The organism is Lentzea atacamensis (genome assembly GCF_003269295.1).
GTDB lineage: Bacteria > Actinomycetota > Actinomycetes > Mycobacteriales > Pseudonocardiaceae > Lentzea > Lentzea atacamensis.
This window is the reverse complement of the sequence record NZ_QLTT01000009.1, coordinates 379,203-396,961: the sequence shown is the minus strand read 5'-3', so window position 1 is coordinate 396,961 and position 17,759 is coordinate 379,203. Positions and strand designations below refer to the sequence as shown.

Annotated in this window: 16 protein-coding genes, 2 tRNA genes and 1 riboswitch; of the genes, 13 read left to right on the top strand and 5 right to left on the bottom strand. The window is 68.1% G+C overall.

Annotated features, from left to right (window positions below):
* Nucleotides 1–144 precede the first annotated feature (144 nt).
* The 7 genes from C8D87_RS35190 to C8D87_RS35160 all read left to right on the top strand — a co-directional run bounded on the left by C8D87_RS35190 (nucleotide 145) and on the right by C8D87_RS35160 (nucleotide 6,902).
* Nucleotides 145–651, top strand: coding sequence for a hypothetical protein (locus tag C8D87_RS35190; protein ID WP_112230040.1), 507 nt, complete (start codon nucleotides 145–147; stop codon nucleotides 649–651).
* A riboswitch (cobalamin riboswitch) is annotated at nucleotides 625–774 on the top strand. Its footprint overlaps the gene before it by 27 nt.
* Nucleotides 775–809: 35 nt before the next feature.
* Nucleotides 810–1,832, top strand: coding sequence for a FecCD family ABC transporter permease (locus C8D87_RS35185; RefSeq protein ID WP_233442446.1), 1,023 nt, complete (start codon nucleotides 810–812; stop codon nucleotides 1,830–1,832).
* Nucleotides 1,832–2,572, top strand: a complete 741-nt coding sequence (locus C8D87_RS35180; protein WP_112230038.1) for an ABC transporter ATP-binding protein — start codon at nucleotides 1,832–1,834, stop codon at nucleotides 2,570–2,572. The genes C8D87_RS35185 and C8D87_RS35180 overlap by 1 nt, the downstream gene beginning before the upstream one ends.
* The gene (locus C8D87_RS35175; RefSeq protein WP_112230036.1) at nucleotides 2,569–3,549 is read left to right on the top strand and encodes an ABC transporter substrate-binding protein; all 981 of its coding nucleotides are present in this window, start codon (nucleotides 2,569–2,571) and stop codon (nucleotides 3,547–3,549) included. Before C8D87_RS35180 ends, C8D87_RS35175 begins: the two co-directional genes overlap by 4 nt.
* Before the next feature lie 200 nt (nucleotides 3,550–3,749).
* Complete coding sequence (gene cimA, locus C8D87_RS35170; RefSeq protein WP_233439358.1) at nucleotides 3,750–5,336, top strand: citramalate synthase; 1,587 nt, start codon at nucleotides 3,750–3,752, stop codon at nucleotides 5,334–5,336.
* Nucleotides 5,337–5,416: 80 nt separating this feature from the next.
* Entirely contained in the window at nucleotides 5,417–6,175 is a 759-nt protein-coding gene (locus tag C8D87_RS35165) for a fumarylacetoacetate hydrolase family protein (protein ID WP_109634250.1), read from the top strand.
* Nucleotides 6,176–6,242: 67 nt separating this feature from the next.
* Nucleotides 6,243–6,902 (top strand): response regulator transcription factor, encoded by a 660-nt coding sequence (locus C8D87_RS35160; protein ID WP_109634247.1) that lies wholly within the window; start codon nucleotides 6,243–6,245, stop codon nucleotides 6,900–6,902.
* 5 nt (nucleotides 6,903–6,907) lie between these two features.
* On the opposite strand, the gene C8D87_RS35155 is transcribed toward C8D87_RS35160, so the two are convergent.
* A complete protein-coding gene (locus tag C8D87_RS35155) occupies nucleotides 6,908–8,164 on the bottom strand; it encodes an FAD-dependent oxidoreductase (RefSeq protein WP_112230034.1) in 1,257 nt (418 codons plus the stop codon).
* A gap of 375 nt (nucleotides 8,165–8,539) precedes the next feature.
* Between C8D87_RS35155 and C8D87_RS35150 the strand changes: the two genes are divergently transcribed.
* The 3 genes from C8D87_RS35150 (at nucleotide 8,540) to C8D87_RS35140 (ending at nucleotide 9,709) form a co-directional block, all read left to right on the top strand.
* Nucleotides 8,540–9,277: an HAD family hydrolase gene (locus C8D87_RS35150; protein WP_112230032.1), complete on the top strand. Its 738-nt coding sequence runs from the start codon at nucleotides 8,540–8,542 to the stop codon at nucleotides 9,275–9,277.
* A 159-nt stretch (nucleotides 9,278–9,436) separates the two neighbouring features.
* Nucleotides 9,437–9,508: transfer RNA gene (locus C8D87_RS35145), tRNA-Gln, on the top strand.
* A 128-nt stretch (nucleotides 9,509–9,636) separates the two neighbouring features.
* A tRNA-Glu gene (locus C8D87_RS35140) sits at nucleotides 9,637–9,709 on the top strand.
* 653 nt (nucleotides 9,710–10,362) lie between these two features.
* Here the strand turns inward: C8D87_RS35140 and C8D87_RS35135 are convergent.
* The gene (locus tag C8D87_RS35135) at nucleotides 10,363–11,064 is read right to left on the bottom strand and encodes an IclR family transcriptional regulator (protein WP_170154825.1); all 702 of its coding nucleotides are present in this window, start codon (nucleotides 11,062–11,064) and stop codon (nucleotides 10,363–10,365) included.
* A gap of 86 nt (nucleotides 11,065–11,150) precedes the next feature.
* Here C8D87_RS35135 and leuC point away from each other — a divergent pair, with 86 nt between their 5' ends.
* The 3 genes from leuC to C8D87_RS35120 all read left to right on the top strand — a co-directional run bounded on the left by leuC (nucleotide 11,151) and on the right by C8D87_RS35120 (nucleotide 13,990).
* Nucleotides 11,151–12,557, top strand: a complete 1,407-nt coding sequence (gene leuC, locus C8D87_RS35130; RefSeq protein WP_109634241.1) for a 3-isopropylmalate dehydratase large subunit — start codon at nucleotides 11,151–11,153, stop codon at nucleotides 12,555–12,557.
* Nucleotides 12,558–12,559: 2 nt separating this feature from the next.
* Entirely contained in the window at nucleotides 12,560–13,162 is a 603-nt protein-coding gene (leuD, locus tag C8D87_RS35125; RefSeq protein WP_109634239.1) for a 3-isopropylmalate dehydratase small subunit, read from the top strand.
* 186 nt (nucleotides 13,163–13,348) lie between these two features.
* Nucleotides 13,349–13,990, top strand: a complete 642-nt coding sequence (locus tag C8D87_RS35120) for an HU family DNA-binding protein (RefSeq protein WP_112230030.1) — start codon at nucleotides 13,349–13,351, stop codon at nucleotides 13,988–13,990.
* A gap of 245 nt (nucleotides 13,991–14,235) precedes the next feature.
* Here the strand turns inward: C8D87_RS35120 and C8D87_RS35115 are convergent, their stop codons facing one another.
* The 3 genes from C8D87_RS35115 to C8D87_RS35105 are packed head-to-tail and all read right to left on the bottom strand — an operon-like array spanning nucleotide 14,236 to nucleotide 17,695.
* Nucleotides 14,236–15,153 (bottom strand): NUDIX hydrolase, encoded by a 918-nt coding sequence (locus tag C8D87_RS35115; RefSeq protein WP_233439406.1) that lies wholly within the window; start codon nucleotides 15,151–15,153, stop codon nucleotides 14,236–14,238.
* Nucleotides 15,153–17,444, bottom strand: a complete 2,292-nt coding sequence (locus tag C8D87_RS35110; protein ID WP_109634231.1) for an RNA degradosome polyphosphate kinase — start codon at nucleotides 17,442–17,444, stop codon at nucleotides 15,153–15,155. The genes C8D87_RS35115 and C8D87_RS35110 overlap by 1 nt, the downstream gene beginning before the upstream one ends.
* Nucleotides 17,445–17,503: 59 nt before the next feature.
* Nucleotides 17,504–17,695 carry a cold-shock protein gene (locus C8D87_RS35105; protein ID WP_112230027.1) on the bottom strand — a complete coding sequence of 64 codons (192 nt, stop codon included), beginning with the start codon at nucleotides 17,693–17,695 and terminating at the stop codon, nucleotides 17,504–17,506.
* Nucleotides 17,696–17,759: the final 64 nt, after the last annotated feature.

The window sequence follows — 17,759 nt, the reverse complement described above, 5'->3', positions numbered from 1 at the left end:
TTCTAGGAGCTTGTCCCCATGCACCCCCAACAACCGCCGATGCGTCCGCCGCAGCGCCAGATGCCACGCCCACCGCAACCGCCGCGCGCGATGAGGCCGCCCGTTTCGCCGCCACCGCACCGACCTGCGGCCCCGCAACAGCCGGTGGAGGATCTTCCGGAGTGGACGAAGGACGGTGAGTTCCCGGCGGTCTCGCGGGACGTCCCGCTCTACGGCAAGGATCCCGAGTCGGGCAAGGAACAGGTCTGGGTGGGCCGCGTCGTGTGGCAGGCGCGAACCATGAAAGAGATCACGATGGCCGTCTACGGTCCGTTCGGCCGCAAGATGTCCACCGGTGAGTCCGTGTTCGACGCGCTGCTCAAGATCCGCGGCCTGCTCGAGGACCCCGAGCAGCACAGCCCGCCGTGGAAGGTGCTGGTCAAGGGATCGCGGCGGGACGTGTGGCACGTCGGGCACAAGGTGTCGATCTTCCCGGGCGACCGGGCCGAGATCCTCGTCCCCGGTGAGAAGGCGACCGAGTCCGTCGACGTGCTCGCGATGCTGGAACCGCACGACACCCCGAAGTTCGGCCTCGTCGAGCACCAGATGGCGAACTGCATGGAGTACTTCCGCCGCTTCGAGCCCGATTTCGGTGCGGGAGGTGTGCTCTGACCGCCTCGGGTTAGAGTGCGTACGTCGTGCACGGGGGAAGTCCGGTCGAAGTCCGGCGCTGACCCGCAACGGTAGGCCCCACCAGGGGCGAGCCCGAACACCCGCACACGGCTGCAGAGGAACTCCGACTCCTGCCGTGGACTGCGGGAAGGGAACATGTGATCGGGAAGATCAGCGCGCTCGTCGGCGTGCTCGCCGTCAGCATCGTCGCGGGTGTGGCGCTCGGCCCCGTCTCCGTACCGTTCGACGTCACCCTCGAACTGCTGTGGGCGGCGCTGACCGGCGGCACCGTCCCCGCCGACCTCGCCGGGCAGTACCACATCGTCTGGGACATCCGGCTGCCCCGCGTGCTGCTGGCCGCGGTGGTCGGCGCCGGCCTCAGCACGGTCGGCGTCGCCATCCAGGCCATGGTCCGCAACGCGCTGGCCGACCCGTACGTGCTCGGCATCTCGTCCGGCGCCAGCGTGGGCGCGACGGCGGTGGCGACGCTCGGCGTGCTCTCCGGTCTGGGTGTCTACGCGCTCTCGGCCGGAGCGTTCCTGACGGGGCTCGGTGCCACGGCGCTGGTGTACATCACCGCGCGGTCGAGCCGGGGGCTCACGCCGTTGCGGCTGGTGCTGACCGGAACCGCGCTCGCGTACGGCTTCTCGGCCGTGGCCATGCTGCTGGTGTTCCAGGCGCCGCGCGGTGAGGCGGCGCGGGCGGCCATGTTCTGGTTGCTCGGCAGCCTCGGCGGGGCCAACTGGCAGTCTCTGCCGGTCGCCACCGCCGTGACCGCGGCCGGGGTCGTCTACCTGACGACCAGGGCGCGGCAGCTCAACGCGCTGGCGATGGGCGACGAGACCGCGACCACGCTCGGCATCGAGGTCAACCGGTTCCGCACGCACCTGTTCGTCGTCACCGCGGCCATCACCGGCGTGCTGGTGGCCGTCAGCGGCGCGGTCGGCTTCGTCGGGCTGATGCTGCCGCACCTCACCCGCATGGTCGTGGGCGCCGATCACCGCAAGGTGCTGGCCCTCGCGCCACTCGCCGGCGCGAGCTTCCTGGTGTGGGTGGACGTGGCCGCACGCATGCTCGCGGCGCCGGAGGAACTGCCGCTCGGCGTCATCACCGCCGCCCTCGGTGTGCCGTGTTTCATCTTCCTGATGCGCCGCAGGGCGTACGTGTTCGGAGGGCGCTGATGCGCGTCGAGCTCACCGGTGTCACCGTCCAGAACATCGTCGAGGACATCTCGCTGCACGCCTCGAACGAGGTCGTCGGCATCGTCGGGCCGAACGGCAGCGGCAAGTCCACGACGCTGCGTTGCGTCTACCGCGCCCTGAAACCGCACGCCGGCATCGTCCTGCTCGACGGCGAGAGCGTCCACAAGCGACAGAAGATCGCCCGCGACCTCGCCGCGCTCACCCAGGAGTCACAGGTCGAGTTCGACTTCACGGTGGCCGAGGTGGTGGAGATGGGCCGTCTGCCGCACGACCGCGATCCGGAGGCGGACCGCCGCATCGTCGCCGATGCACTGGCCACAGTGGACGTCTCGCATCTGGCGGGCCGGGGTTTCCTCAGCCTCTCCGGCGGTGAACGCCAGCGCGTGCTCATCGCGCGTGCCGTCGCACAGGAGCCGCGCGTGCTCGTGCTGGACGAGCCGACCAACCACCTCGACATCCGGCACCAGCTCGACGTCCTCGCGCTCGCACGCGGCCTCGGCGTCACGGTTCTCACCGTCCTGCACGACCTGAACCTCGCCGCGTCCTACTGCGACCGTCTGTACGTGCTCGAAGAAGGCCGCGTCGTCGCGCACGGCACGCCCGAGGAAGTCCTCGTGCCCGAACTGATCGCCAAGGTTTTCCACGTCACGGCACACGTCGTCCGACACCCCACCACGGGAGTTCCCCAGCTCCTGTTCGACCAGGAGGTCACCCCTTGAGAACCGCCCTCGCCACAGCCGCCCTGCTGCTCGTCTCCGGCTGCGGTGCCACGGTCGCGCAGGACGCCTCGAAGTCGGACCCGGTGACCATCACGAACTGCGGCCAGCAGGTCACGTTCGACAAGGTGCCGTCCCAAGTGGTCACCAACGACACCGGCATCACCGAGCTGATGTTCGCGCTGGGGCTGAAGGACCGCATGGCCGGCTACGTGGTGGACGGCAACAACACGGTCGACCTGCAGACCTCACCGTGGAAGTCCGACTTCGACAGCACGCGCAAGCTCGCCGACAAGATCTCCAAGGAGGTCGTGCAGGGCGCCAACGCCGACCTCGTCTTCGCGGGCTGGAGCTACGGCTTCAGCGAGAGCACCGGCTTCACCCCGGACGCCCTGAAGCAGCTCGGAATCCCGAGCTACCTGCTCACCGAGGCGTGCCGCAACGGCGTCGGCAAGCAGCGCGGCATCATGCCCGCCCTCGACGCGTTGTACACGGACCTGCGCAACCTCGGGAAGATCTTCCGCGTCGAGGCTGAGGCCGAGGAGCTCATCAAGGGCTACCAGCAGCAGATCGAGAACGCGGGCAAGCTGATGGCCGGCAAGCCGCGCCCGAAGGTGTTCCTCTACGACAGCGGCCAGGACCAGCCGTTCACGTCCGGCAAGAACGCCGCGCCGCAGGACGTCATCGGCAAGGCGGGCGGCGACAACATCTTCGGCGACCTCGACGACAGCTGGACCACGGTCAACTGGGAGACCGTCGTGCAGCGCGACCCGGACGTCGTGCTGATCGTGGACTACGCGGACGGTGAGGCGAACACGCCCGCGCAGAAGCAGGCGTTCCTGGAGGGCTTCGCTCCGCTCGCGAACTCACCGGCGATCAAGAACAAGCGCTTCTTCGCACTTCCGTACGCCGCGCTGGTCGAAGGCCCGCGCAACCCGGCCTCGATCGAGGCCTTCGCGAAGTACCTGTCGCAGGCGTGAGCGTGACCAGATAGTGGGAGATTTCCTCCCGGCGCTTGGTACGTCGTGCTGAGCTGTGGCAGCATCCGCTACATGGCTCAGCACCTCGCCATCATTATCGACGAGCGCGTCGGGTAGTGCCGCCCCTTGGCACCCGACGCGCAGACCTCTCGCATCCCGCGGGGGGTCTTTTTGTTTGTCCGGATGAGGAGATGACCCCGATGGCCGGCCCGACCGACGAGTTCCACGTCTACGACACGACGCTGCGCGATGGCGCCCAACGTGAGGGAATTTCGTACTCCGTCACGGACAAGCTCGCTGTCGCACGGCTGCTGGACTCGCTCGGCGTCGGTTTCATCGAGGGCGGCTGGCCCGGCGCTCTGCCCAAGGACACCGAGTTCTTCGCCCGCGCGGCGGCCGGTGACCTGGAGCTCAAGCACGCCAAGCTGGTCGCGTTCGGAGCGACCCGCAAGGCAGGGGTCAAGGTCGAGGAAGACCCCCAGGTCAAGGCACTTCTCGACTCCCAGGCCCCGGTGGTCACGTTGGTGGCCAAATCGGACCTCAGGCACATCGAGCGGGCGCTGCGCACGGACACCGACGAGAACCTGAGGATGGTGCGCGACACCGTCAAGCACCTCAAGGAACACGGCAGGCGAGTCTTCCTCGACGCCGAGCACTTCTTCGACGGCTACGCGTTCTCGCCGGACACCAGCCTCAGGGTGCTTGAGTCCGCTGTGGAGGGTGGCGCCGACGTCGTCGTGCTGTGCGACACGAACGGCGGTCAGCTGCCGTTGGGGCTCGCCGAGACGGTGGCCGAGGTCGTCAAGAAGACCGGCTTCCGAGTCGGAATCCACTGCCAGGACGACACGTCCTGCGCCGTGGCGAACACCATCGCGGCCGTTCAGGCGGGCGCGACGCACGTTCAGTGCACCGCCAACGGTTATGGCGAGCGAGCAGGCAACGCCGACCTGTTCGCCGTCGTGGGAAACCTCGTGACCAAGCTCGGCATGGAGGTGCTCCCGACCGGGGCGCTGGCCGAGCTCACCCGCGTCTCCCATGCGTTGGCCGAGATCGCGAACATCGCACCCGACACCCACCAGGCTTATGTCGGGTCGTCAGCATTCGCTCACAAGGCGGGTCTGCACGCGAGCGCGATCAAGGTGGATCCGGAGCTGTACAACCACATCGTTCCGGACCGCGTCGGCAACGACATGCGGGTGCTGGTCACCGAGATGGCCGGTCGGGCGAGCATCGAGCTCAAGGGACGTGAGTTCGGGCTCGACCTGACCGGCCGGTCAACCGAAGTCGGCAGCGCGTTGAAGCGCGTGAAGGAGCTGGAGGCGAAGGGCTGGTCGTTCGAGGCCGCCGACGCCTCGATGGAGCTGCTGCTGCGCTCAGAGCTGTCCGAACTGGACACTCCTCCCTTCACGCTCGAGTCCTACCGGGTCGTGCTGGACCACCGCTCGGACGGCGAGATCGTGTCCGAGGCCACGGTCAAGGTGCACGTGGCGGGGGAGCGGGTCATCGCCACCGCCGAGGGCAACGGTCCCGTGCACGCGCTGGACGCGGCGCTGCGCAAGGCGTTGCTGCCGCACCTGTCCTGGTTGGACAGCGTGGAGCTGGCCGACTACAAGGTGCGCATCCTCACCGAGCACCCCGGTACGGACGCGGTGACGCGCGTGCTGGTCGAGTCCACGGACGGCGAGCGCGAGTGGACCACCGTGGGGGTGCACGGCAACATCGTCGAGGCGAGCTGGCTCGCCCTCTGTGACGCACTGGTGCACAAGTCGATGCGAGCAGCGCTTTGAACGGGTAACCAGTACAGAGTGTGTGTTGCCCCGGAGGAAGCGCCGGGGCGTCTGCAGGGACACCGTCTAAGGTTGTATACGTGCGCATTGCCCGAATCGCTCATCCTCAAGGCGTTGCTTTCGTCGCCGTTCACGGCGAGGAAGCCGCAGAGATCGCCGAACACCCCTTCGGCACGCCCACGTTCACCGGCCGCAAGTGGCCCTTGGCCGACGTCAGGCTGCTGGCGCCGATCCTGCCGACCAAGATCATCGGCATCGGCCGCAACTACGCGGACCACGCGGCGGAGCTCGGCAACGAGGTCCCCGCGGAACCGCTGGTCTTCCTGAAGCCCAACACGTCGGTCGTCGGGCCGAACGTCGAGATCAAGATCCCGGCCGCGTCCGAGCGCGTGGACTTCGAGGGCGAGCTGGCGGTCATCATCGGCCAGCCGTGCCGCGAGGTCTCGAAGGCCAAGGCGATGAGCGTGGTGATGGGCTACACCATCGCCAACGATGTCACCGCGCGCGACCTGCAGAAGAAGGACGTGCAGTTCACGCGTGCCAAGGGTTTTGACACGTTCTGCCCGATGGGTCCGTTCATCGAGACCGAGTTCGACCCCTCCGACGTCCGCGTCGTCACCGAGCTCGACGGGGAGGTCAAGCAGGACGGGCGTACTTCGTTGATGGTGCACGACATTCCGTCGCTCATCGCGTACGTCTCCGGGATCATGACGCTGCTTCCCGGCGACGTGATCCTCACCGGGACGCCGGCCGGCGTCGGACCGATGAGGGCCGGACAGACGGTCTCCGTGACTGTGGACGGCCTTGGCACGCTCACCAATCCGGTCGCAAATAGGTAGCCGTACGGAGCAATCCGGCGCTCGGCAGCTTACGCACCCGGGTACCCGCTAGTAACTTCCCGGTGTCATGACGGACCTGGCGTCCACCCGTGTGTTGCTCGTCGACGGTTCGCAGCTCATCACCGAGGGGCTGCGCATCTCGCTGCATCGCACGCACTGCTTCCGCGTTGTGGGCATCGCCCACACCGTGGCTGATGCCGCGCGTTGTTTGCGCAGCGTCCTGGTGGACCTGGTCGTCACGGACTTCGACGTGCCGGGCGCCGGGCCGCTGCGCACCGTGCGGGACACGGCGCAGTACCGGCCGAGCGCCCGTGTCGTCGTGCTGTCCAATGCGGACAGTCCGAGCTGGGCCCGCGCGGCGCTGGACGCCGGCGCCGTGGCCTACCTGCTGAAAACCTCGCCAGTGGCCGAGCTGTTACCCCTGATCGCGGCCGCGGTGCGGGGCGCTCCCGCCACGATCGACGCGCGGGTGGGATCGCTGGCCCGCCTGCCGGCGCGGATGCCTCCGCCCGCCTCGCTCGCCCAGCTGTCGGCCCGCGAGTTCGACGTGCTGGCCGAGATGGCGAAGGGCATGGACAACGCCCGCATCGCCCAGCGGCTCTTCATCAGCAACGACACCGTGAAGACCCACGTGAAGGCGATCCTGCGCAAGCTGGGTGCCCGGGACCGGGCCCACGCCGTGGCGATGGTGCTCGGCGAGTCCTCCGAGGCTTTCGTGGCGACTTAGAACGGTCACGACCTGGCGATCGTCTGCGGCTTCCTGCGTGCGAACTCCGGCGCGTGCTCCGGGCGAGGGCCGATCGCGATCACGTAGGCCGGTACCGCCTGCAGGAACGGCAACCGCTGGGCGGCCTCGAGCATGAACGGCATGCCGGTCGACGAGACCGTCTCGGCGCTGTTGAGCTTGCGGCCGAGGAACAGCCGGTGGATCACCCGCTGCATCGTCTGGATCACCATCGTCGGGAACAGGCGCCGCCTGCGCACCTTCGCGAGCGTCTCGCTCGTCACCCTGCCCTGGCGCAACGGCCTCGCGAGCAGCCTGGCGGTGGCGACCGCGTCCTGCACGGCCAGGTTGATCCCCACCCCGCCGACCGGCGACATCGCGTGCGCCGCGTCACCGATGCACAACAGGCCGTCGACGTGCCAGCGCCGCAACCGGTCCAGTTTCACGTCGAGCAGCTTCGCGTCGTCGATCGACTCGATGTGGTGCACGCGGTCGGCGAGCCACGGGATGAGCGTGACCACGCGCTCGCGGAACTTCTCCACGCCTTCCGCGCGCAGCTGCCGGTCCGTGCCCTTGCGGATCAGGAAGGCGCACTGGAAGTACTCGCCGCGCGGGATGAGCACCATGCCGCTGCCGGCGCTGAACCGCCCGGCGCCACCCTTGACGGGGTCGCTCTCGTTGCGCGGCAAGCGGAACCACCACACGTCCATCGGCGCGCCGAAGCGGTAGACCGGCAGGTCGACCGCAGCGCGCAGGATCGAGCCACGCCCGTCCGCCGCGACGACGAGGTCCGCGGCGATCTCGCCCTCGTGCCCGTCGACGCGGTCGCGGTAGGTCACGCCCGTGACCCTGTTGCCCTGCTTGGTGATCCCGGTGACCTCGGTGTTCATCCTCAACGTGAACGACGGCTCGAGCTTGCCCGCGTCCGCCAGCAGGTCCAGGAAGTCCCACTGCGGCACCATCGCGATGCGCTTGTTCGGGCCGGGAAGCCGCGACAGGTCGGCGATCGTGGCCTTGGCGCCGCCGTCGAGCAGCGCCTCGATCTTGTCCACGTCCTGGTGCGGCACCTGCTCGAACGCGGGCCCCAGCCCCAGTTCGTCCATGAGCGTGAGCGTCGACGCGTGCACCGTGTCGCCGCGGAAGTCGCGCAGGAAGTCGGCGTGCTTCTCCAGCACCGTGACCTCCACGCCACCGCGCGCCAGCAGCAGCCCCAGCACCATTCCCGCAGGTCCGCCTCCGACGACGAGGCAGGTGGTCCTCTCCATGTCGATCCCCTCTTTTCAACTGCTGTTGAATAAACCCAGCATGCTCTTGATCGCCGGGTGCGTCAAGCTGGTTCGGGGGTGACGCGGCTCGCTCCGCCTGGCTCCACTGTGGACAGTCTGGGAACCCAGGCCCCAAAACGGTTGCGGCTTGTGCGAAATGTCCTTGTACGGGCTATGGTGTCGCGTTCGCGGAACGGCCCGTTCGGGCAACTGCACGGTTGCCCAACAACACTCGACCGGGTGATTGCTTTTGGCGCCCGGACGAGTCTGACTAGTTCGTTCGGAGCCTCAAGGTCTTCTTGATCGTGCAAGGACCTATAGGAATCACCTCGTTAGCCGAATCGGACGAGGCCCACTCACACCTAGCCTCACGGGGTGACAACTGCGTCCCCGACTTTCACGCGTAAGAGAACCGGCGAGATCCGCGCTGTCTGCCTGGATGTCGACGACACACTTGTCGACTACAGCACTTCATCGCGCGCCGCGTTGGCCTCGATGGTCGGTAACGCCGACGCCTGGTCGTTGTGGCAGCGAATCACCGACGACCACGTGTCCCGCCAGTTGGCTGGTGAACTCCAGTACGAGTCGATGCGCAACATCCGCACCCAGGCCTTCTTCGCCGCTCTCGGCGAAGAGCTGACGCTGGAGGAAGCCACCCGCCGTGAGCTGTTCCGCCAGGAGGTCCTCTCCGCGGGGTGGTGTCTTTTCCCGGACGTGATCCCGATGCTCGACTGGCTGCGCGCCACGGGCCTTCCGATCGCCGCGATCAGCAACGCCTCTGGCCGTCACCAGCGCGTGAAGATCGCCCAGCTCGGACTCTCGGCCTACTTCGACGCCGTCCTGATCGCGGGTGAGGTGGGCTGCGCCAAGCCGGACCGCGTGATCTTCCACACGGCGTGCCTGGCCCTGGGCGTCCCGCCCGGCGACACGGTTCACGTGGGAGACCGCCTGCACGCCGACGCCATCGGTGCCCGTGACGCCGGGATGCACGGCGTTTGGATCAACCGGACAGGTCCGACCGGCGGCACGTTGCCCGCCGGCCTGTCCTCGATCACGTCGCTGGCGGAACTTCCGGAGCTCCTCGTGTGCGAGCTCTCCGCCGCCACCGCCTGACCTCTCGGCGGAACAGCCCTGAGACCGGCCCTCACCTGCTCGTTTGCCTGCAGGTGGGGGCCGATTTCACTTCTGGTGGCCACGTGGTCTAGTATTTCTCCCGGCAGCAACGAGGGGCTCGGAACTCCACGGGGAACCGAAGTCGATCGTGAAAGCCAATGGGGTATGGTGTAATTGGCAGCACGACTGATTCTGGTTCAGTTAGTCTAGGTTCGAGTCCTGGTACCCCAGCTGCTGCGGAAGAACTGCCCTCGGGTAAGCTTCCGGAGCCGGTAACAAAGCAAGAAGAAGAACTGAATAGCCGGATTTGGACCGGACAGAGTGATCTGATAAGGTTCAAAACCAGCAGGAAGTTCTAGGGCCCCGTCGTCTAGCGGCCTAGGACGCCGCCCTCTCAAGGCGGTAGCGAGGGTTCGAATCCCTTCGGGGCTACAGAGGTGGGAGAGGCCTGTCGACGGAAAACGTCGACGGGCCTCTTTCGCATTTGTCTTCTGGGGGCCGAGCCCCCAGACCCCCAGCCGGGAGGGCTTCGCCCCCCGGACCCCCGTAGGTTGAACATCGTGGGAGTGGGGGCTTCGCTTCGCTCGCCGGAATCCCTGGGTGAGACTGGGATCACCTTGGAATGGTGGATGCCAATTCTTTGGGCTTCGTTTCGCCCGCCTGGGAATGTTGGTGGGATACCTGCCGGGTGAGGCGGCTAACTGTGACCGGGGTATCCCGGGTTTGCGTGGGGATCACAATCCGATCGCCTCGCAGGGCTTGCGGTGGCGTTCGCGCGGCTCACGATCCGATGGACCTCACGGGGGCTGTGCTGACGTTCGCGCGTCGAATCGTTGGGCGCTTGCGGGCTTCGTTCCGGCCCTGCCCCGTTGTGGCCGCGGCGGTTGTGTCGCGGTGTCGCTGTGCCTTGTGCGTCCTTCGCCGGCCGGTTGTGGCCGCCATCGCCATCGCTGTGCGCCTTGGCGTGCTCTGGCGGGCATCCGGGGTTGTACCGCGTGTCGTGGGGGAGTTGCGGCGTGTCGTTGGGTGGTTACGCGTGCGGCCGCCCTTCCCTGTGGGGAGGACGGCCGCTTGGCGTTGGTGCTTTAGAGGCGGCTTTGGAGGGCCTCGGCTGCTGCTAGGAGGTCGGCTGCCCAGCGGGCGCCAGGACGTCGGCCCATTCGGTCGATGGGGCCGCTTACGGAGACGGCTGCCACCACGGTGCCGGAGGAGTCTCGCACTGGGGCTGAGACCGAGGCCACGCCTGGTTCGCGTTCGGCCACGCTTTGTGCCCAGCCTCGGCGGCGGACTTCCAGGAGAGTGCGTTCGCCGTAAACGGCGTCGGCGAGAACGGCGCGCTGGGTGCCAGGGTCCGACCAGGCGGCCAGGACCTTGGCGCCGGAGCCGGCGGTCATCGGGAGGCGGGCGCCGATGGGGACGGTGTCGCGCAAGCCGGAGGGAGGCTCGGCGGCCGAGACGCAGACGCGCTGCATGCCGTCGCGGCGGTAGAGCTGGACGCTCTCGCCGGTGATGTCGCGCAGGCGTGGCAGCACGGAGGAGGCGGCGTCGAGCAACGGGTCCGTTGCCCCGCCCGCCAGTTCTGCCAGTGCCGCGCCAGGACGCCAGCGGCCGTCGGAGCCGCGGCGCAGCAACCGGTGCACCTCGAGGCCCACGGCCAGGCGGTGCGCGGTCGCTCGCGGCAGGCCGGTGCGATTGCACAACTCGGCCAGGCCACATGGATCTTTTGCTACGGCGTTCAAGACGGCCACTGCCTTGTCCAGCACGCCGATCCCGCTATGCTGTCCCACAAGCCGATACTAACTTCCCAGACAGTGAGAAGTCCAGATCTGTCGGCACGTCCATGATGTGGGACCAGGATGTAGGAGATGTCGCGATGAGCCGCACGCTCGCGGAGAAGGTGTGGGAGGCACACGTTGTGCGCCACGGCAGTGGTGCGGAGCCGGACCTCCTCTACATCGACCTCCATCTGCTGCACGAAGTCACCAGCCCCCAGGCGTTCGACGGGCTGCGCCTCGCCAACCGCAAGCTGCGCAGGCCCGACCTGACGATCGCCACCGAGGACCACAACGTCCCGACCGTCGACATCGACAAGCCGATCGCGGACCCAGTTTCGCGCCTGCAGGTCGAGACGCTTCGCCGCAACTGCGCGGAGTTCGGCGTGCGGCTGCACCCGATGGGCGACCTGGAGCAGGGCATCGTCCACGTGGTGGGCCCGCAGCTCGGCCTCACGCAGCCCGGCATGACCGTTGTGTGCGGCGACAGCCACACGTCCACGCACGGTGCGTTCGGCGCGCTGGCGTTCGGCATCGGCACGTCCGAGGTGGAACACGTGATGGCGACGCAGACGTTGCCGTTGCGTCCGTTCAAGACGATGGCCATCAACGTCGACGGTGCTCTCCAGCCCGGCGTCACGGCCAAGGACATCATTCTCGCGGTCATCGCGAAGATCGGAACCGGCGGCGGGCAGGGCTATGTGCTCGAGTACCGCGGCCGCGCCATCGAGAACCTCTCGATGGAAGCGCGCATGACGGTCTGCAACATGTCGATCGAGGCGGGCGCGCGCGCCGGCATGATCGCACCGGACGAGACGACTTTCGACTACATCAAGGGTCGTCCGCACGCACCGTCCGGCGCGGACTGGGACGCGGCCGTCGCCTACTGGAAGACGCTGCGCACTGACGACGACGCGACTTTCGATGCGGAAGTTCACATCGACGCCGACGAGCTGACGCCGTTCGTCACGTGGGGCACGAACCCCGGGCAGGGCCTGCCGCTGGGCGCGAGCATCCCCGACCCCGAGCAGATCGCGGACGAGAACGAGCGCGTGGCCGCCGAGAAGGCGCTGTCGTACATGGGCCTGGAGCCGGGCACGCCGCTGCGCGACATCCGCGTGGACACCGTCTTCCTCGGCTCGTGCACGAACGGCCGCATCGAGGACCTGCGGGCCGCCGCGGACGTGCTCAAGGGCAAGCACGTCGCTTCGGGAGTACGGATGCTGGTCGTCCCCGGTTCGATGCGGGTGCGCAAGCAGGCCGAGGAAGAGGGGCTGGACAAGGTCTTCCTCGACGCGGGCGCCGAGTGGCGCCAGGCGGGCTGCTCGATGTGCCTTGGCATGAACCCGGATCAGCTCGCCCCCGGCGAGCGCAGCGCGTCGACCTCGAACCGCAACTTCGAGGGCAGGCAGGGCAAGGGCGGCAGGACGCATCTCGTCTCGCCCCTCGTGGCGGCCGCCACGGCCGTGCGCGGCACCCTCTCCGCCCCCGCAGACCTGGAGAACTGACCATGGAAGCCTTCACCACCCACACGGGCGTCGGCGTGCCGCTGCGCAGGTCCAACGTGGACACCGACCAGATCATCCCGGCCGTCTACCTCAAGCGCGTGACCCGCAGCGGGTTCGAGGACGGGCTCTTCGCCGCCTGGCGCGGTGACGAGCACTTCGTCCTCAACCAGGAGCCGTTCAAGGCGGGCAGCGTCCTCGTGGCGGGCCCCGACTTCGGCACCGGGTCCTCTCGGGAACACGCCGTCTGGGCGTTGATGGACTACGGCTTCCGCGTGGTCGTGTCGTCCCGGTTCGCCGACATCTTCCGGGGCAACTCGGGCAAGCAGGGCCTCGTGGCGGCGCAGTGCAGCCAGTCCGATGTCGAGCTGCTCTGGAAGCTGCTCGAGTCGGAGCCCGGCACGCCGGTCACCGTGGACCTCACCGACAAGACCGTCCGCGCCAAGGACTTGGTTGCCCCGTTCGAGATCGACGACTACACCCGCTGGCGCCTGTTGGAAGGCCTCGACGACATCGCTTTGACGCTCCGCCACGAGGCCGAGATCAGCGCATTCGAGGGCGATCGCCAGACTTGGTTGCCCACAACGGATCCGCTTCAGGCGGTCTGAGAGGGGGCCGGATTCTCCCCTCCAGAGGGGCGAATCCGGCGCCTCCTGTCCCTCGAAGGGGCGCAATTAGCCACGCCACAACGAAAAATCTGGCGTGGCGATTGGTATTTCTCGCGTTTTGGGCCTACCGTTGCGTTCTAGTCGGCCCGTCTCTTAGGGCCGTGAGCGTCCTGGGAGGGACTGACGGTGAATAAGGCCCAGCTCATCGAGGCGCTCGCCGAGCGCCTGGGAGACAAGAAGACCGCTGGCGCTGCTGTTGACGGCCTCGTGGACGTGATCGTCCGCAGCGTCAACAAGGGCGAGAAGGTCAACATCACGGGCTTCGGCGTCTTCGAGAAGCGTGCCCGTGCGGCTCGCACCGCGCGCAACCCGCGCACGGGCGAGACCGTGAAGGTCAAGAAGACCAACGTGCCCGCGTTCCGCCCCGGCTCGACGTTCAAGGACGTCATCAGCGGTGCGAAGAAGCTGCCGAAGGCCGTTGCCGCCAAGCCGGCTGCGAAGCCCGCCGCCGCCGCCGCGAAGCCCGCGGCTGCCAAGGCTCCGGCGACCAAGGCCACGACCACGCGCGCCACCACGACGCGCACTCGCACGGCCGCGGCCGCCACCAAGGCGCCCGCGACCCGTCGCACCACCACGGCTGCCGCCAAGACCACGGCTGCCAAGGCGCCCGCGAAGGCGACCGCGACGAAGGCCGCTGCGAAGCCGGCCGCGAAGGCGACCGCTGCCAAGAAGCCCGCTGCCAAGACCACGGCTGCGGCGAAGCCCGCTGCGAAGACCACGGCCGCCAAGGCGCCCGCGGCTCGCAAGACGGCTGCCAAGAAGAAGTGAGACGGGCCTCCTCTTAGAGGAGGCTGCGTCACTTCGGTACAACACGCGGAAGGCCTCGGTGTGCGCACACCGGGGCCTTCGTGTGTTTCGGCCGCTGTCACCTGGGCGCCAATAGAAATAACGCATTCACGCCTGCGAACGGGTCCCGCACAAGCGAAACCGCCGCCTCCCACGCCCAACTCGTTGCCTGAGGCGAACTTTCGGGGGCGGGGAAGACGGCGGCGTGAAAAGGTTCTTCAGAGCGGTCAGGGGCGGGGTAGTGCCGAGGCCAGGTAGTGCGCCGACACCAGCGTTGGCCAGCGCGAAGGCGAGTCCGAAGTGGACCAGGCGCCGAACGGCCTGGTGAAGGCCAGCACCCACACGCTGCCCTTCTTGCACGGGATCTCGTCGAGCCGCAGCCCGCCCAGTTCGGCCAGCGTCCGCACCACGGACGGGATGACGCCACCCTGTGAGGACACGACGGCCCTGCCCTCGTCGGCGGCGATCTCCAGCAGCCGCACGAGACCCGCCTCCGGGTCGGGCCAGTAGCCCTCCTCGGACAGCCGCGGCTCCTCGACCATCTCGACCGAGAGATCCTCGGCCACGGCCCGAACGGTGTCCACGCAACGCACCCTGGGAGCTGTGTGGACGCGCGTGGGTGACCACACGGGCAGCAAAGAGCGGAGCGCCGTCGCCTGCCGCCAGCCGGCGTCTGAGAGCGGCCTCAGGTCGTCGTCATCGTCCCACTCGGACCGCTTTCCCGCCTTCGCGTGCCGCACCAGCAACACCAGCAACAGATCGGCGGGCAGACGGGTGAACTCCGCCAGCACCTCGCGATCCGGCTCGTAGGTCAGCAACGCTGAAGCGTCGGCCACCGGCAGCCATTTGAGCGAGTCCACCTCGTCATTGGCGGCGAAAGAACCCGAAACGGCCTCGGCGGCGTAGTAGTCGACGGTCTTCGGCACCGACTTCACCGAATACGACACCTGCTTCAGGTGACGGCCGAGGACGCACGAATAGCCGGTCTCCTCGAAGACCTCGCGCACCGCGCAGGCAGGGACCGTCTCACCCCGGTCCAGCTTTCCCTTCGGCAACGACCAGTCGTCATAACGGTGACGGTGCACGACCGCGACTTCGACGTCACCGTCGGCATCGCGCCAGAGCACCGCCCCAGCAGCTTTGATCACCCAAGAGCTCCGTGCTTGTGCAGCAGTTCCATCTGATGGTCGCGAACGGAGGATCCGTCCGACGGCGACGCTTCCCATTCTCCGTCGGAACGCAGCACCCAGCAGCGCGTCTGCGGGTCCAGCGCCGAGGTGAACACGGCTTCCAGCTGTGAGGTCAGGCGCGGGTTGATGACCCGCACGGCGACCTCGACGCGGCGGTCGAGGTTGCGGTGCATCATGTCCGCGCTGCCGATCCAGTACTCGTCGCAGCCGACGAAGTGGAAGATGCGCGAGTGCTCCAGGAACCGGCCGAGGATCGAGCGCACCCGGATGTTCTCCGACATCCCCTTCACCCCCGGCTTCAGGCCGCAGATGCCGCGCACGACCACGTCGACGGGCACACCTGCCTGGGAAGCGCGGTACAGCGCGTCGATGACCTGCTCGTCCACGAGCGAGTTCACCTTGATGCGCACACCGGAGGGCCTGCCGGCCTGCGCGTGCTCGATCTCGAGGTTGATCCGCTCGACGATGCCCTTGCGAACGCCGTAGGGCGCCACCATCAACGCGCGGTACTCGTCCTGGCGCGCGTAGCCGGTCAGCACGTTGAACAGGTCCGTGAGGTCCGCGCCGATCGTCGGCTCGGCCGTCAGGATGCCGACGTCCTCGTACAACCGGGCCGTCTTCGGGTTGTAGTTGCCGGTGCCGATGTGGCAGTAGCGGCGGATCGTCGACCCCTCCTGGCGCACCACCAACGAGGTCTTGCAGTGCGTCTTGAGGCCCACCAGGCCGTAGACGACGTGCACGCCCGCCTTCTCCAGCGTGCGCGCCCACTTGATGTTCGCCTGCTCGTCGAAGCGCGCCTTGATCTCCACCAGCGCCACGACCTGCTTGCCCGCCTCGGCCGCGTCGATCAGCGCGTCCACGATGGGCGAGTCACCCGAGGTGCGGTACAGGGTCTGCTTGATGGCCAGCACGTGCGGGTCGGCGGCGGCCTGTTCGATGAAGCGCTGCACCGACGTCGAGAACGAGTCGTACGGGTGGTGCACGAGGACGTCGCCCTCGCGCAGCGTCGCGAAAACGCTCTTCGGCGTCTCGCGCTCACCGAACGCTGGGTGCGTCGCCGGCACGAACGCCGGGTCCTTCAACGTCTTGCGGTCGATGCCGTAGAGCTGCCACAGGCACGACAGGTCGAGCAGGCCGGGCACGGTGACGACGTCGTGCGGGTCGACGTCCATCTCCCGCAGGAGCAGCTCGAGCATGTGCTCGGTCATGTCGTCGGCGACCTCGAGACGCACCGGCGGGCCGAACCGGCGCCGGGCGAGCTCGCGTTCCAGCGCCTGCAACAGGTCCTCGTCGCGGTCCTCCTCGACCTCCAGGTCCGCGTTGCGCGTCACGCGGAACGCGTGGCACTCGATGACCTCCATGCCGGTGAACAGCTCGCCCAGGTGCGCGGCGATGAGCTCCTCCAGCGGCAGGAAGGTCGCGGAGGACGACGAACGGTCCCCCTCCACGCGCACGAGGCGCGGCACGTTGTCCGGCACCTTCACACGGGCGAACCGCTCGCCGCCACCCTCGGGGTCGCGCACGGTCACCGCGAGGTTCAGCGACAGCCCGGAGATGTAGGGGAACGGGTGCGCCGGGTCGACCGCGAGCGGCGTGAGGACCGGGAAAACCTGCTCGCTGAAGTAGTTGGAGAGGCGCAGCCGGTCGTAGTCGGTGAGGTCGCCCCACGTCACGATGCTGATCCGGTGCTCTTCCAGCCCCGGCCGGATGTGGTCGAGGAACGCGCGGGCGTGCTGCTCGACGAGTTCCTGTGAGCGCTTGGAGATCGCCACGAGCTGCTCGAGCGGCGTGAGCCCGTCCGCGCTGCGCACCGTGAGACCGGTCTCCGCCCGCCGCTTCAGGCCCGCGACCCTGACCATGTAGAACTCGTCCAGGTTCGAGGCGAAGATCGCGAGGAACTTCGCGCGCTCCAGCAGCGGCTGCGAGGAGTCCTCCGCCAGCGCGAGCACGCGGGAGTTGAAGTCCAACCAGGACAGTTCACGGTTGAAGTACCGGTCGTCCGGCAGGTCGGTGGGCAGGGTGCTGGACGTCACCGCGGGCGGCGCCGACGGGACACCCCGTACCGGCGTCGCGACCGGCTGGTTCGGCTGGGTCTTCGTCCGCGGCGGGTTGGAGGCCCGCCTGGTCGCCGCGCGAGGCTGCCGGCGCGGAGTCGCCGCGGGCGGGGGCGTCGCCTTGGCTCGCGCCGAGCGGCGCCGGGAGGGTGTCGCCTTGCCGTCGTTGTTCTCCGTGCTCACGCCCCGCATTGTTCCGCACTATTGCCGCGAGCGCCCCTGTCGAGAACGTCTGACTGGTGAACTCCTCGTCACAGGACAGGCATGCGAAGGGCGACGATCGCCCCGTCGGGACTACGTTCGAGGGTCACCCGCTGCCCCGGACGCAGCATTCGCCAGCCACCCGCGGTGACCGCGGCAGCGCTCACATCGACCAGAACGCCGTCATCGCGCAGGACGACGGCAGAACCGTCACTGTTAAACGTAGACACGGTCGCCTGCACGGCCCAGAAGCCTAGACGTTCGGACCTGACCGTCTCGTTCGAGGCGCTGCCAGTGTCGAACCAT

Bases quoted from the DNA above. Each gene is read 5' to 3' on its own strand.
- C8D87_RS35180 (WP_112230038.1), top strand. From the start codon at position 1,832: ATGCGCGTCGAGCTCACCGGTGTCACCGTCCAGAACATCGTCGAGGAC.
- cimA (WP_233439358.1), top strand. From the start codon at position 3,750: ATGGCCGGCCCGACCGACGAGTTCCACGTCTACGACACGACGCTGCGC.
- C8D87_RS35160 (WP_109634247.1), top strand. From the start codon at position 6,243: ATGACGGACCTGGCGTCCACCCGTGTGTTGCTCGTCGACGGTTCGCAG.
- C8D87_RS35155 (WP_112230034.1), bottom strand. From the start codon at position 8,164: ATGGAGAGGACCACCTGCCTCGTCGTCGGAGGCGGACCTGCGGGAATG.
- leuC (WP_109634241.1), top strand. From the start codon at position 11,151: ATGAGCCGCACGCTCGCGGAGAAGGTGTGGGAGGCACACGTTGTGCGC.
- leuD (WP_109634239.1), top strand. From the start codon at position 12,560: ATGGAAGCCTTCACCACCCACACGGGCGTCGGCGTGCCGCTGCGCAGG.
- C8D87_RS35110 (WP_109634231.1), bottom strand. From the start codon at position 17,444: ATGCGGGGCGTGAGCACGGAGAACAACGACGGCAAGGCGACACCCTCC.